General features: G+C 65.9%; 14 protein-coding genes. 2 read left to right on the forward strand and 12 right to left on the reverse strand.

Annotated elements, in window-relative coordinates; translation table 11 throughout:
• Nucleotides 1-170: 170 nt before the first annotated feature.
• Together trxA and gloB are read left to right on the forward strand one after the other, a co-directional pair.
• Nucleotides 171-488: a thioredoxin TrxA gene (trxA, locus tag RJ527_06290; GenBank protein WND77348.1), complete on the forward strand. Its 318-nt coding sequence runs from the start codon at nt 171-173 to the stop codon at nt 486-488.
• An 86-nt stretch (nt 489-574) separates the two neighbouring features.
• The gene (gloB, locus tag RJ527_06295) at nt 575-1,345 is read left to right on the forward strand and encodes a hydroxyacylglutathione hydrolase (GenBank protein WND77349.1); all 771 of its coding nucleotides are present in this window, start codon (nt 575-577) and stop codon (nt 1,343-1,345) included.
• A gap of 13 nt (nt 1,346-1,358) precedes the next feature.
• Here gloB and RJ527_06300 read toward each other — a convergent pair whose 3' ends face one another.
• The 12 genes from RJ527_06300 to rpsA form a co-directional block, all read right to left on the reverse strand.
• Nucleotides 1,359-2,012 carry a cation transporter gene (locus tag RJ527_06300; protein WND77350.1) on the reverse strand — a complete coding sequence of 218 codons (654 nt, stop codon included), beginning with the start codon at nt 2,010-2,012 and terminating at the stop codon, nt 1,359-1,361.
• A gap of 2 nt (nt 2,013-2,014) precedes the next feature.
• Nucleotides 2,015-2,386, reverse strand: a complete 372-nt coding sequence (locus RJ527_06305) for a metalloregulator ArsR/SmtB family transcription factor (protein ID WND77351.1) — start codon at nt 2,384-2,386, stop codon at nt 2,015-2,017.
• A gap of 31 nt (nt 2,387-2,417) precedes the next feature.
• A complete protein-coding gene (locus RJ527_06310; protein WND77352.1) occupies nt 2,418-3,743 on the reverse strand; it encodes a folylpolyglutamate synthase/dihydrofolate synthase family protein in 1,326 nt (441 codons plus the stop codon).
• 32 nt (nt 3,744-3,775) lie between these two features.
• Nucleotides 3,776-4,741, reverse strand: coding sequence for an acetyl-CoA carboxylase, carboxyltransferase subunit beta (gene accD, locus RJ527_06315; GenBank protein ID WND77353.1), 966 nt, complete (start codon nt 4,739-4,741; stop codon nt 3,776-3,778).
• A gap of 29 nt (nt 4,742-4,770) precedes the next feature.
• On the reverse strand, nt 4,771-5,616 hold the full coding sequence (gene trpA, locus RJ527_06320; GenBank protein WND77354.1) for a tryptophan synthase subunit alpha: 846 nt from the start codon (nt 5,614-5,616) through the stop codon (nt 4,771-4,773).
• Between the two features lie 4 nt (nt 5,617-5,620).
• A complete protein-coding gene (trpB, locus tag RJ527_06325) occupies nt 5,621-6,829 on the reverse strand; it encodes a tryptophan synthase subunit beta (GenBank protein ID WND77355.1) in 1,209 nt (402 codons plus the stop codon).
• Nucleotides 6,830-7,056: 227 nt separating this feature from the next.
• On the reverse strand, nt 7,057-7,695 hold the full coding sequence (locus RJ527_06330) for a phosphoribosylanthranilate isomerase (GenBank protein WND77356.1): 639 nt from the start codon (nt 7,693-7,695) through the stop codon (nt 7,057-7,059).
• A gap of 367 nt (nt 7,696-8,062) precedes the next feature.
• Nucleotides 8,063-8,797 carry an orotidine-5'-phosphate decarboxylase gene (gene pyrF / locus RJ527_06335; GenBank protein WND77357.1) on the reverse strand — a complete coding sequence of 245 codons (735 nt, stop codon included), beginning with the start codon at nt 8,795-8,797 and terminating at the stop codon, nt 8,063-8,065.
• Nucleotides 8,798-8,893: 96 nt separating this feature from the next.
• Nucleotides 8,894-9,283 (reverse strand): hypothetical protein, encoded by a 390-nt coding sequence (locus RJ527_06340; GenBank protein WND77358.1) that lies wholly within the window; start codon nt 9,281-9,283, stop codon nt 8,894-8,896.
• Between the two features lie 55 nt (nt 9,284-9,338).
• Nucleotides 9,339-9,620 carry an integration host factor subunit beta gene (gene ihfB / locus RJ527_06345; GenBank protein ID WND77359.1) on the reverse strand — a complete coding sequence of 94 codons (282 nt, stop codon included), beginning with the start codon at nt 9,618-9,620 and terminating at the stop codon, nt 9,339-9,341.
• Between the two features lie 67 nt (nt 9,621-9,687).
• Nucleotides 9,688-10,602, reverse strand: a complete 915-nt coding sequence (sppA, locus tag RJ527_06350) for a signal peptide peptidase SppA (GenBank protein ID WND77360.1) — start codon at nt 10,600-10,602, stop codon at nt 9,688-9,690.
• 141 nt (nt 10,603-10,743) lie between these two features.
• On the reverse strand, nt 10,744-12,552 hold the full coding sequence (rpsA, locus tag RJ527_06355; protein ID WND77361.1) for a 30S ribosomal protein S1: 1,809 nt from the start codon (nt 12,550-12,552) through the stop codon (nt 10,744-10,746).
• Nucleotides 12,553-12,601: the final 49 nt, after the last annotated feature.

Genomic DNA, 12,601 nt, shown 5'->3' on the forward strand with positions numbered 1-12,601 from the left:
TGCGCGGGTCCGGGCCGCTTGACGGGGCCGGGGCGCGACCCTAGATTCAAGAACAGGGTGAGGGGCCGAAGGTTCCCGCCCCGGGCCGCAAGAGAACCCAGGCGGCATGTCCCAGAAACTGAAATTCCATAAAAAAACTGTACCCCGACACAGATCCCAAGGTGAGCGATATGCCGAAAAAGATAACCGACGACTCCTTCGAAACCGACGTTCTTGGATCGAGCGAGCCCGTCCTGGTCGATTTCTGGGCCGAATGGTGCGGCCCGTGCAAGCAGATCGCCCCGGCGCTTGAGGAACTGGCCAGCGAGCTGGCCGGCAAGGTCACGGTGGCCAAGCTGAACATCGACGACAACCCCTCGACCCCCGGCAAGTACGGCGTGCGCGGCATTCCGACCCTCATGCTGTTCAAGAACGGCGAGGTCGCGGCGACCAAGATCGGCGCCCTGCCGAAAAGCAAGCTGCAGGAATGGCTTGAGCAGAACATCTAACGTCGCGAATTCCGAGCGGGCGCCGGTAACGGCGCCCGCAGCGGCTTATTTGCGAAAACGTCAGCATAAACAATGAGGTGCGTATCATGAGCCGGCTGGACGTCCACCAGATCCCGGTCCTGAACGACAACTACGTCTATCTTGCCCATTGCCCGGAAACGGGGGCGACCGCCGTGGTCGACCCCGCCGTGGCCGGGCCCGTGCTGGACGCGGCCCGGGCCAAGGGCTGGACCATCAGCCATATCCTGAACACCCACCACCACGGCGACCACACGGGCGGCAACCAGGAAATCAAGGCCGCCACGGGCTGCACCATCGTCGGCCCGCGCGCCGACCGTGACCGCATTCCCGGCATCGACATCGAGGTCGGCGACGGCGACACCTACAAACTCGGCAACGCCGAGGCCGTGGTCTACGACGTGCCCGGCCATACCCGGGGCCATATCGCCTATTGGTTCGAGGGATCGGACGCCCTGTTCTGCGGCGACACCCTGTTCGCCATGGGCTGCGGGCGCCTGTTCGAGGGCACGCCCGCGCAAATGGTCAATTCTCTTGACAAGTTCAAGACCCTGCCGCCGGAAACCCGGGTGTTCTGCGCCCATGAATACACGCAGTCCAACGGCCGCTTCGCCCTGTCGGTGGAGCCCGACAACGCCACCCTGGTCCAGCGCATGCGGGACGTGGACGCGGCCCGGGCCAAGAACATCCCGACCGTGCCGTCGACCATCGGCATCGAGCTGAAGACCAACCCCTTCCTGCGCGCCGACAGCCCGGACCTGCAAAAGACCATCGGCCTTGCCGGCCGGGATTACGTCGAGGTCTTCGCCGAAACCCGGCGGCTCAAGGACAACTTCTAAATTTCAGGACTATTCAGTCGGCGGCGCCGGACAGCGGTTCGTTCGCCTGCTTCAGTTCGCCCAGAGCGCGGCGAATAACCTCGACCGAGGCAAACAGCGCCAAGCCCGCGATGATCCCGCCCACGGCCACGTCGGGCCAGAAGGTTCCCGACAACCAGACCCCGCCCCCCGCCGCGATGACGGCGACGTTGGCGATGGCGTCGTTGCGCGAGCACAGCCAGACGGAGCGCATGTTGGCGTCGCCCTCGCGGAACTTGAACAAAGCCACCGTGACCGCCACGTTGGCGGCCAGCGCCAAAACCCCGACGCCGGTGATGATGTGCGCCTCCGGCACGCCGCCCTCGGCAAAGCGCCAGGCCATGGTGCCGATCACCCAAAGCCCGAACAGGCCCATGGACAGGCCCTTGACCATGGCCGCCCGCGCCCGCCAGACGAGATGCATCCCGACCACGGCGAGGGAAATGCCGTAATTGGCGGCATCGCCCAGAAAGTCCAGGGCGTCGGCCTGCAAGGCCACGGATTTCGACAGATAGGCCCCGGCCATTTCGCCGAAGAACATGCCGCCGTTGACGATCAACGCGAACCACAGGACCCGGCGGTAGGCGCGGGACGTGGCGGCGTCGGTGAAGGGCCCGTGGCCGTGCCCGTGGTCGCAGCAGGCGGACATGATCAGGCCTCCTCGTCGTGACTGTGTTCCGGTTCCGCCACGTGCTCCATCATGTCCAGCAGGACCGAGGTCACATGGTGGTCGTGCACCGCGTAATGCACGAATTTGCCCTGGCGCCGGGCCCGCACCAGCCGCGCGGCCTTCAGCAGGCGCAGATGGTGGCTGGTCAGGGACGGCGACATGCCGGTCAGCGCCGCCAGATCGTTGACCGATCGCGGCCCCGCCATGCAGGCGGCCAGGATCCCCAGCCGGTTGGGCTCGCCCAACAAATGGAAGATGGAGGCGATTTCCTCCGCCCGGTCGCGGTCGAGCGCGCCGTCCGGCAACAAGGCCGGGGCGACGGATGGGTTTGCAGCTTTGGTGTCCGTGGTCATGGGCAAAACATATGAACAATTGTTCAGATGTTCAAGTGTTGTCGCGCAACACCGTCCCCGCGAGATAGAGGGAGCCGCAGATCAGCACCCGGGCGGGTCCCTGCGCGCGTTCCAAAAGACCCCAGAGCGCCGCCTGGACCGAGGGCGCGGCGCGCGCGGGAATGCCCGCGGCGGCGCCCGCACCCACGATGTCGTCCGCCGTCAGGCTATTCGCCTCGCCCGGGATGGCGACGCCGGTGAGCGACGCCGCGGCGGGGGCGAGGGCGGCCAGGAACGTACGCGGGTCCTTGGAATTGATCATGCCGCAGATCAGGTGCAGGGGCTTTTCGCCCCAGGCCTCCGCCGCATGGGCCGCGATGGCGGCGCCGGCGGCGGCGTTATGGCCGCCGTCGAGCCACAGCGACCAGCCGGGCGCCAGATTGCCGACCAGAGGCCCCTTGCTCAGGCGTTGCAGGCGGGCGGGCCATTCGGCGGCGCCGAGACCCCGGACGATCTGGTCCGCCGTGACCGCGAACCCGGCCATGGCCTTGAGGCAGACGATCGCCTGGGCCGCGTTGAGCAACTGATGCCGTCCCGCCAGGGACGGCGCCGGATAGGTTTCCGTCACCCCGCCCAGGGTCAGGTCGAACGACCGGCCGTCGGCGGCCTCGGCCACGGTCCAGTCGCGGCCATGGGCCAGCACCGGTGCCCCCAGCGCCTGGGCCCGGTCGTCCAGCACCGCCATCACGCCGGGCAGCTGCGGGCCGATCACGCAAGGCACCCCCGGCTTGAGGATGCCGGCCTTTTCCGCGGCAATCTCCTCCAGCGTATCGCCGAGGAACTGTTGATGGTCGAGGGAGATCGGCGTGATCGCCGTGACCAGGGGCGCATCGATCACGTTGGTCGCGTCCAGCCGCCCGCCCAGGCCCGTTTCCAGGATCAGCACGTCGGCCGGCGTGCGCGCGAAGGCAAGCAGCGCCGCCCCCGTGGTGATCTCGAAAAAGGTGATGGGCGCGCCGCCGTTGGCGTCCTCGCATTCCTCCAGCAGCGCCTGAAGGTCCGCGTCGGGGATCAGGTCGCCCGCCAATCGGATGCGTTCGTTGAAATGCACCAGATGGGGCGAGATATGAACATGAACGCGTTTTCCCGCCGCTTCCAGCATCGCGCGCAGGATGGCGATGACCGATCCCTTCGCGTTGGTGCCCGCGACATGGACCACGGGCGGCAGGCTGCGTTCCGGGTGGTCCAGCCGGTCGAGCAGCCGGTGAACCCGGTCCAGCGACAAGTCGATGACCTTGGGATGCAGGGTCAGCAGGCGGGCGAGGATTTCGTCGCAGGGATGGGGCGCGGGGATATCCGCGCCGAGGGGATCAGTCATGGACGGGTCGGTCCGCCAAGGTCGGGAAAAGGTCAGTCGTCGCCGGGAACGGGCGCGGCGCCCGGGCGGTGGCTGCGGGCCGGCGGCAGGATTTCGCCTTCGAGAAGGTCGATATCCTGGTCCGTTCCCTCGACCCGGCGGCCCGGCTCCGGATTCAGCAACATGTCGATGACCCGGGCCAGGGTATCGCGCAGCTCGCCGCGCGGCACCACCATGTCGACCATGCCGTGTTCCAACAGGTATTCGGCGCGCTGGAAGCCCTCGGGCAGGGTTTCGCGGATGGTCTGCTCGATCACCCGCTGCCCGGCGAAGCCGATGACGGCGCCGGGTTCGGCGATGTGAATGTCGCCCAGCATGGCGTAGGAGGCGGAGACCCCGCCCGTGGTCGGATCGGTCAGCACCACGATATAAGGCAGGCCGGCTTCCTTGACCTCGTCCACGGCGATGGTCGTGCGCGCCATCTGCATGAGGGAGAGAATGCCTTCCTGCATGCGCGCCCCGCCCGATGACGGAATGACGACGAACGCGGCGCGTTCATCGACGGCCTTGCGCGCGGCGGCAAGCAGCCCGGCCCCCATGGCCTGCCCCATGGAGCCGCCCATGAAGGCGAAGTTGAGGGCGGCGACGACCACCGGCAGACCGCCCAGGCGCCCGACGCCCGCGATCAGGGCGTCCTGGTCGCCGGTCTTGGACCGCGCGGATTTAAGGCGCGCGGCATAGGTTTCCGTGTCCTTGAATTTCAGGGGGTCCGGCTTGGGCACGTCCCAGACGATCTTTTCGAAAGCGCCGTCGTCGAACAGCATGGCCAGACGCTGATGGGCCCCGATGCGCAGATGATGGCCGCAGTGCTGACAGACATGGAGGTGTTTTTCCAGATCGCGGTGGAAGATCATCTGGCTGCAGCCCGGGCACTTGTGCCACAGGTTGTCGGGCATTTCCTTGCCGGCACCGACCAGACGCTTCAGCTTGGGCCGGACGAATTCCCTCAGCCAGTTCATGTGATTGCTTCTCCCGCCTTCACTGCCCGTCAATCCCGCGCCGCGCGCACACCGGCCGCCAGCGCCTTCACCAAGTCTAGCACCTTGTCCTTGGTGCCGGGTAGGGGCGCGCCGGACGAATCGCGGTTTTCCGCGATGATCCCGACCAGGGCCGATCCCACGACGGCGGCGTCGGACACCCGCGCGATGGCGGCGGCTTGGTCCGGCGTCTTGATGCCGAATCCGACCGCGACGGGCAGGTCCGTATGCCTCTTGATGCGCGCGACGCTGGCCGCCACGTCGCCCGCGTCGGCGGACTTGGTGCCCGTGATGCCGGTGATCGAGACGTAATAGACGAAGCCCGAGGCATGACGCACGACCTTGGGCAGGCGCGCGTCGTCGGTCGTGGGGGCCGTCAGATAGATGAAATTAATACCAGCCTTGATCGCGGGCAGGCAAAGCTCGCCCTCTTCCTCCGGCGGCAGGTCGACGACGATGAGCCCGTCGATCCCGGCCTCTTTCGCGTCCTTCAGAAAGCGGTCGACGCCGTAGATATAGATCGGGTTGTAGTACCCCATGAGGACGATCGGCGTGTGGTCGTCGCGCTTGCGGAACGAGCGCACGATATCCAGGGTTTTCGGCAGGGTCATGCCCGCCTTCAGCGCGCGCAGCGAGGACGCCTGGATCGCCGGGCCGTCGGCCATGGGGTCGGAAAACGGCATGCCGATCTCGATCAGGTCGGCGCCCGCCTCGGCGATCTCCAGGATGATCTCCTCCGACAGCCCGGGCGTCGGGTCGCCGGCAGTGAGAAACGTCACCAGGCCGGCGCGGCCTTCGGCCTTCAGGGCGGCGAACTTGCGGGTGATGCGGGTCTCGGGCCCGGTCTGCGTGGTCATCGGCTCAGTCCATCCCCAGATAGCCCGCGACGGCGTCGACGTCCTTGTCGCCGCGCCCGCACATGTTCATGACGATCAGGTGATCCTTGGGCAGGCCGCCCGCGATCTTGGCCACATAGGCCAGCGCGTGGCTCGGCTCCAGCGCCGGGATGATGCCTTCCTTGCGCGTGCAGAGCTGGAACGCGGCGAGGGCTTCCTTGTCCGTGGCCGAAACGTATTCGACCCGGCCCGTATCGCGCAGCCAGGAATGTTCCGGCCCGATGCCGGGATAATCCAGGCCGGCGGAAATGGAATGGCCGTCGAGGATCTGACCGTCCTCGGTCTGCAACAAATAGGTGCGGTTGCCGTGCAGCACGCCCGGGCGACCGCCGTTGAGGGACGCGCAATGCTCGCCCGTCTCGATCCCGTGGCCGGCGGCCTCGACCCCGATCAGGTGCACGCTTTCATCGTCCAGGAAGGGATGGAACAGGCCGATGGCGTTGGACCCGCCGCCGATGGCCGCGATGCAGGTATCGGGCAGGCGGCCCTCCATCTCCATCATCTGTTCCTTGGTCTCGTTGCCGATGACGCATTGGAAATCACGCACCATGGCCGGATAGGGATGCGGGCCGGCGGCGGTGCCGATGATGTAGAAGGTGTCCTCGACATTGGACACCCAGTCGCGCAGCGCCTCGTTCATGGCGTCCTTGAGCGTGCCCGTGCCGGCGGTGACGGGGACGATTTCCGCCCCCAGCATCTTCATGCGCACCACGTTGGGGCGCTGGCGCTTGACGTCCGTTTCGCCCATGTAGACGACACAGGGCAGGCCGAACAGGGCGCAGACCGTGGCCGTCGCGACACCGTGCTGCCCGGCGCCGGTCTCGGCGATGATGCGCTTCTTGCCCATGCGCCGCGCCAGCAGAATCTGGCCGATGGTGTTGTTGATCTTGTGCGCACCCGTGTGGTTCAGCTCGTCGCGCTTGAAGTAGACCTTGGCGCCGCCGAATTCCTCGGTCAGGCGCTCGGCCAGGTACAGCGGGCTGGGCCGGCCCACGTAATGCTTCATGTAACGGTTGAACTCGTCCCAGAAAGCCGCGTCGTTCTTGGCCTTTTCCCAGGCGGCCTCGACCTGCAGAATCAGCGGCATCAGGGTTTCCGCCACATAGCGGCCACCGTAGATGTCGAAATGTCCGTTTTCGTCCGGGCCTTCGCGGTAGGTATTCAACTTCGACATGAACCAATCCTCATATTGCCTTGGGTTTATGCCGTTTTATGGTTAACGGCGTGAGCCTCCAAGGGCGGCGCAAATAAAGCACAAGGTCCCGGGGAACCCAAGCAGAAACCCCACCGGAAGCGCCCCCTCACCCCGGCCCTCTCCCCCCATGCGGGGGAGAGGGTGGTTCGTCGGCGAGAGTCCCCTCGCCCCCTTGGGGGGGAGGGACAGGGTGAGGGAAAATGAGATCAGCCCGCCTTGGCCGCCCGGATGAAGGCCTCGATGAGGCCCGCGTCCTTCAACCCGGGCGCCGTTTCCACGCCGGACGACACGTCGACGCCGGGGGCGCCCGACAGGCGGATCGCCGCCTGCACGTTGTCCGCCGTCAGCCCGCCGGCCAGCAGCCAGGGCACGTTCCAGCGGGTGCCCGCCAGTAGGCCCCAGTCGAAGGCCAGGGCGTTGCCGCCGGGGCGGTCGGCCCCCGATGGCGGCTTGGCGTCGAACAGCAGCCGGTCGGCCACGCCTTCATAGGCGCGGGCGGCCTCAACGTCGCGCGGGTCCGCGATGGGCAGGGCCTTCATCACCGGCAGGCCGAACCTGCGCCCGACCTCGGCGACCCGCTCCGGCGTTTCCGATCCATGCAGTTGCAGGATATCGACCGCGCCGTTGCCGGTGATGGCGGCAAACTCGTCGTCGGTGGCATCCACGGTCAGACCGACCTTGAGCACACCCACGGGCACGCGCGCCGCCAGCCCGCCGGCAATGGCCGGCGTGACATGGCGCGGTGATTTCTTGAAGAACACGAAACCGACCAGATCGGCCCCGGCAGCCACAGCCGCGTCCACGGCGTCGGCCGTCTTCAGCCCGCAGATCTTGACCTGAACCAACTCAACCTCCACCCACGCTGCGGCTTCATCCACAAACCATCCACATATTCACAGCCATACCAAAAGGAGTGAATTTTATCCCCGGTAATCGTTGCCGTCCGCCGCCCTTCTGATTGGTTCAGCAGCGCGAGAACGACATGTTCACAGGGTGTTCCGGCCATAATTCCCTAGAACGGGAAGGCGGCCTTCAAGATTCTAACAGCCTACGACATGCGCCAATTTGGAAGTTGCAAAGAATGATGATCGACGATTTTCAATTCGTGGGAACAGTGAGCGCGTTAATTGTGTCTCTTCTGTACTTAGTTTTTGCCCCGACCTTTTCTGCAATCGGGAAGCACCTCAAGCGGCTCTTCTTCAAGAGTGACGATTAGCCTAACTCGTCCGCGATGCGTTTGGCCGCCGCGATGGGGTCGTTCGCCTGGGTGATGGGCCGGCCGATGACCAGATAGTCAGCGCCGAGAGAGACCGCGTCGCGCGGCGTGACCACGCGTTTCTGGTCGCCCTTGACGGACCATTCGGGGCGGATGCCCGGCACGACCAGGGTGAAGTCGGGGCCACAGACGGAGCGGATGACCTTGATCTCATGGGCCGAGCAGACGACGCCGTCCATGCCGGAGTCCTGGGCCAATTTGGCAAGCTTGGCGACCTGGGCCTTGGTCTCGTTGTTGATGCCGACCTCGATCAGGTCTTCGTCCGACAGGCTGGTCAGCACGGTGACGGCGAGCACCAGCGGACGGTGCCCCCCCTGGGCGGCGTCGGTGGCGGCCTGGGCGGCGGCCTCCATCATGGCGCGGCCGCCGGAGGCATGGACGTTCAGCATGAAGGGCTGAAGCGGCGCCGCCGCGCGCACGGCACCCGCGACCGTGTTGGGAATGTCGTGGAATTTCAGGTCCAAAAACACGGGCAGGCCGGCGGCGGCGACCTTGCGCACGCCCTCGGGTCCCTGGGCCGTGAAGAATTCCTTGCCCAGCTTGACCCCGCCCACGGCGCCCTTGACCCCCTGGGCCAGCGCCAGGGCGCCCGCCGCGTCGGTGGTGTCGAGCGCGACCAGGATGCGGTCGGCGGGGCGTTTGATGCCCGGCGCGGGGGTCGAAGACGTCATCAGGTTGGTCCCAGAGTTGGCCGTTCCGTCATTTATACTGATCCCGGCCCCGGGCGGCCATCCTCAAAAACGCCGGACGGCGCGTGCGGCCCCGGACTAGAGAATATGGCGCGAACCGGACGTCTGTGCGTCCGATGCCGGAACCGGCAGCGACGCCGCCTTGGCCTTGGCGTCGGCGGCACGGAGCTTTTCTTCCAGCATGTCGACATCGGTCTTGAGGCGCAGGATTTCCTTTTCCGCCCCGTCGGCGCGGTGGGCTTCGCGCCGGGCGCGGCCGCGGGCGGCACCGCCGGAAATCCACACCATGACCGCCCCCCAGAGAAAGCCGAGGAACAGGCCGCCGACGCCGACCAGCGCCACCGGGGTCGTCAGTTCGTAATCGAAGGGCCACAGACGCAGCACGACATCCGCGCGATTGGAGGCAGCGAACAGGATCAGCCCCAGCACGAGGGGGGTCAAAAGTATCCAGGAAAGAAGTTTGCCCACGCGCGACACCTGACGGTTGGAGATTCCGGAAGCCGCGATCCGGCCCCGGCCGGGATCAGCTGCCGTTCAGTTTTTCGCGCAGCTGCTTGCCGGTCTTGAAATAGGGAATGTGCTTGGAATCGACCTCGACCGTGGCCCCCGTGCGCGGATTGCGGCCCGTGCGCGAGCCCCGCTGCTTCACGGAGAAGGCCCCGAAACCGCGCAGTTCGACCCGGTCGCCCTGGGCCAATGCGCCGGTGATCTCGTCAAAAATGGTGGAAACGATACGTTCCACGTCACGCTGGTAGAGATGCGGATTGTCCGCCGCCAAACGGGCGATCAGTTCGGATTTGGTCATGCTGCCAACCCCAGGCGGCGGCGCGATAACGCGGTCGGCCGGGGACCTTTCCCTCACAGGTGAAAATCTACAAGGAAGGGTGCCAAAGGGAGAACACGCCGTCAAGTCTAAGTCGTTCTGAAAACAATGCTTTTTGCAGCTGCGAAGTCAGGGCGTCGCGCCACGGCAGAGGTTCGTCCGTCAGCTTGAGGTCGCGCAGGGGCAGGTCACGGGCCACACCATGAGCCGAGGCGAGCCAGTCGCGGGCCGCATCCTCGTCGCCGATGGCGTCGACCAGGCCGTTGTCCTTGGCCGCGAGGCCCGAGTAGACGCGCCCGTCGGCCAGCGCCACGACCTTGTCGCGCGGCAGCTTGCGACGGTCCGCGACCATGTCGACGAACTGCCCGTAAAGCTCCATCAGCATGTCCTGGGTCGCCTTGCGGGCGGGATCGCTAAGGCGCTCGAACGGATTGGGCTGGGCCTTCATCGGCCCGCTTTTGAACACTTCCGGCTTGATGCCCAGCTTGTCCAACAGCTGCGTCACGTCGGCGGTTTGCAGGATCACGCCGATCGACCCGGTCAGGGTGCCGCGCCGGGCGACCACATGATCCGCCGCGATGGCCACCATGTAACCGGCCGAGGTCGCGGTACCGCCCATGACGGCGACGGTGGGTTTTTTCTCGGCGACCCGGCGCAGCGCCGTGAACAGGGCCTCGCCGCCGACGAAGGTGCCGCCCGGGGAATCGACCCGGACCACCACCGCCTTGACGTCGTCGCGGTCGGCCAGATCCTTGATCGCGCGGCTGCGTTCGTCGTCGTCGAAGATAATGCCGTCGATGGCGATGCGCGCGACGTGGTCGCGGGTGAGCAGATCCCCGCCGCCGAACCGGCCGGCGCCAACCACGGCAAGCGCCGCGAAGGCGACAAGCGCCACCACGCGCCAGAACGTCAGGGCACGCTTCAGGCGGCGGCGGTCGAAGATGATGTCGGCGTCGAGGCTCATGGCGGGGCGAGTGTCCGTCGAAAATTCAAGGGCTGGCTAAGATTTCAAAGTCCCGGGCAAAAGAAAACCGGGAGCCCCCTTGCGAGGGCTCCCGGCCAATGTATCACGCCCGCCCCAAGGCAGGGCAACGGGAAAGGCGGGTTATTCCGCGCCTTCTTCCGCTTCTTCGGTTTCGTCCTTCTTGGCGGCCTTTTTCTTGGCGGCGGCCTTCTTCGGCTTTTCGTCGTCGCCTTCGGCAGCGGCCTGCGCCTGCTTTTCCTTCAGGGCAGCACCCAGGATGTCGCCGAGAGAAGCACCGGAATCGGACGAGCCGTATTCCTGCATGGCCTTCTTCTCTTCCTCGACCTCAAGGGCCTTGATGGACAGCGACAGCTTGCGGCCGGACTTGTCGATCTGGGTGATCTTGGCGTCGACCTTTTCGCCGGCGGCGAAGCGGTCGGGGCGCTGTTCGGAACGATCACGCGACAGGTCGGACTTGCGGATGAAGCCGAGCACGGCGTCATTGACCATGACTTCGACGCCGCCGTCGTTGGTCTGGGTCACCGTGCAGGTCACGACGGAGCCCTTCTTCAGGCCTTCCATCGCCCCTTCGGTCGGGTCGCCGGACAGCTGCTTGATGCCGAGCGAGACGCGTTCCTTGTCGACATCGACGTCCAGCACCTTGGCCTTCACCATGTCGCCCTTGGTGTAGTCGGCGAGGGCTTCCTCGCCCGACTTGTCCCAGGACAGATCGGAAAGGTGGGCCATGCCGTCGATTTCGCCGTCGAGGCCGATGAACAGACCGAATTCGGTGATGTTCTTGACCTCGCCTTCGACCTCGGCGCCGACCGGGAACTTGACCACGAAGTCTTCCCACGGATTGGCGTTGCACTGCTTGAGACCCAAGGAGATGCGGCGCTTGTCGGGATCGACGTCGAGCACCATGACATCCACTTCCTGAGAGGTGGAGACGATCTTGCCCGGGTGGACGTTCTTCTTGGTCCAGGACATTTCCGACACGTGCACCAGGCCTTCGACGCCCGGCTCCAGCTCCACGAAGGCGCCGTAGTCGGTGATGTTGGTGACGCGGCCGGTGAACTTGGTGCCGACCGGGTACTTGGCGGCGACGCCGTCCCAGGGATCGGCCTCAAGCTGCTTCATGCCCAGCGAGATGCGCTGCGTTTCGGCGTTGAAGCGGATGATCTGCACCTTCACGGTCTCGCCGATGGACAGGGCCTCGGACGGGTGGTTGATGCGCTTCCAGGCGATGTCGGTGACGTGCAGCAGGCCGTCCACACCACCCAGATCGACGAAGGCGCCGTAATCGGTGATGTTCTTGACGACGCCGTCCAGAACCTGGCCTTCCTGCAGGGAGGAGATCAGCTCGGAACGGGCTTCGGTGCGGGTTTCCTCCAGCACGGCGCGGCGCGAGACCACGATGTTGTTGCGCTGGGGGTCCATTTTCAGGATCTGGAACGGCTGCGGCATGCCCATCAGGGGGGACACGTCGCGCACGGGACGGATGTCGACCTGGCTGCCGGGCAGGAAGGCCACGGCGCCGTCGAGATCGACGATGAAGCCGCCCTTGACGCGGCCGAAGATCACGCCGTTGACGCGCTCGCCCTTTTCGAAGGCCTTTTCCAGGCCGACCCAGGCTTCCTCGCGGCGGGCTTTCTCGCGCGAGAGACGGACCAGGCCGTCACGGTCTTCGTAGCGTTCGACATAGACGTCGACTTCGTCACCAGCCTTGAGAACCTCGTCGGAGCCGGGGCTCATGAATTCCTTGAGCGGCACGCGGCCTTCGGACTTGAGTCCGACGTCGATGACGGCGAAATCGCCGTCGACGTTGACGATGATGCCGCGCAGCACGCGGCCTTCAAAGCCTTCGTCGTCGCCGAAGGACTCGTTCAACAGGGCTTCAAAATCTTCGTTGGAGGTAGGGGCCGCCGTGGCGGCATCGTTAGTGGCCATTGGGTTCAAACCTTTCGATTTTATCTGGCCGGCCGGTTGGTTCCGGCGG

The organism is Thalassospiraceae bacterium LMO-SO8 (assembly GCA_031655335.1).
Taxonomy (GTDB): Bacteria; Pseudomonadota; Alphaproteobacteria; order Rhodospirillales; family Casp-alpha2; genus UBA1479.

Excerpts from the sequence above, each read along its gene's own strand:
- trxA (WND77348.1), top strand. The coding sequence starts at position 171 with ATGCCGAAAAAGATAACCGACGACTCCTTCGAAACCGACGTTCTTGGA.
- gloB (WND77349.1), top strand. The coding sequence starts at position 575 with ATGAGCCGGCTGGACGTCCACCAGATCCCGGTCCTGAACGACAACTAC.
- RJ527_06300 (WND77350.1), bottom strand. The coding sequence starts at position 2,012 with ATGTCCGCCTGCTGCGACCACGGGCACGGCCACGGGCCCTTCACCGAC.
- RJ527_06305 (WND77351.1), bottom strand. The coding sequence starts at position 2,386 with ATGACCACGGACACCAAAGCTGCAAACCCATCCGTCGCCCCGGCCTTG.
- RJ527_06310 (WND77352.1), bottom strand. The coding sequence starts at position 3,743 with ATGACTGATCCCCTCGGCGCGGATATCCCCGCGCCCCATCCCTGCGAC.
- accD (WND77353.1), bottom strand. The coding sequence starts at position 4,741 with ATGAACTGGCTGAGGGAATTCGTCCGGCCCAAGCTGAAGCGTCTGGTC.
- trpA (WND77354.1), bottom strand. The coding sequence starts at position 5,616 with ATGACCACGCAGACCGGGCCCGAGACCCGCATCACCCGCAAGTTCGCC.
- trpB (WND77355.1), bottom strand. The coding sequence starts at position 6,829 with ATGTCGAAGTTGAATACCTACCGCGAAGGCCCGGACGAAAACGGACAT.
- pyrF (WND77357.1), bottom strand. The coding sequence starts at position 8,797 with ATGACGTCTTCGACCCCCGCGCCGGGCATCAAACGCCCCGCCGACCGC.
- ihfB (WND77359.1), bottom strand. The coding sequence starts at position 9,620 with ATGACCAAATCCGAACTGATCGCCCGTTTGGCGGCGGACAATCCGCAT.
- sppA (WND77360.1), bottom strand. The coding sequence starts at position 10,602 with ATGAGCCTCGACGCCGACATCATCTTCGACCGCCGCCGCCTGAAGCGT.
- rpsA (WND77361.1), bottom strand. The coding sequence starts at position 12,552 with ATGGCCACTAACGATGCCGCCACGGCGGCCCCTACCTCCAACGAAGAT.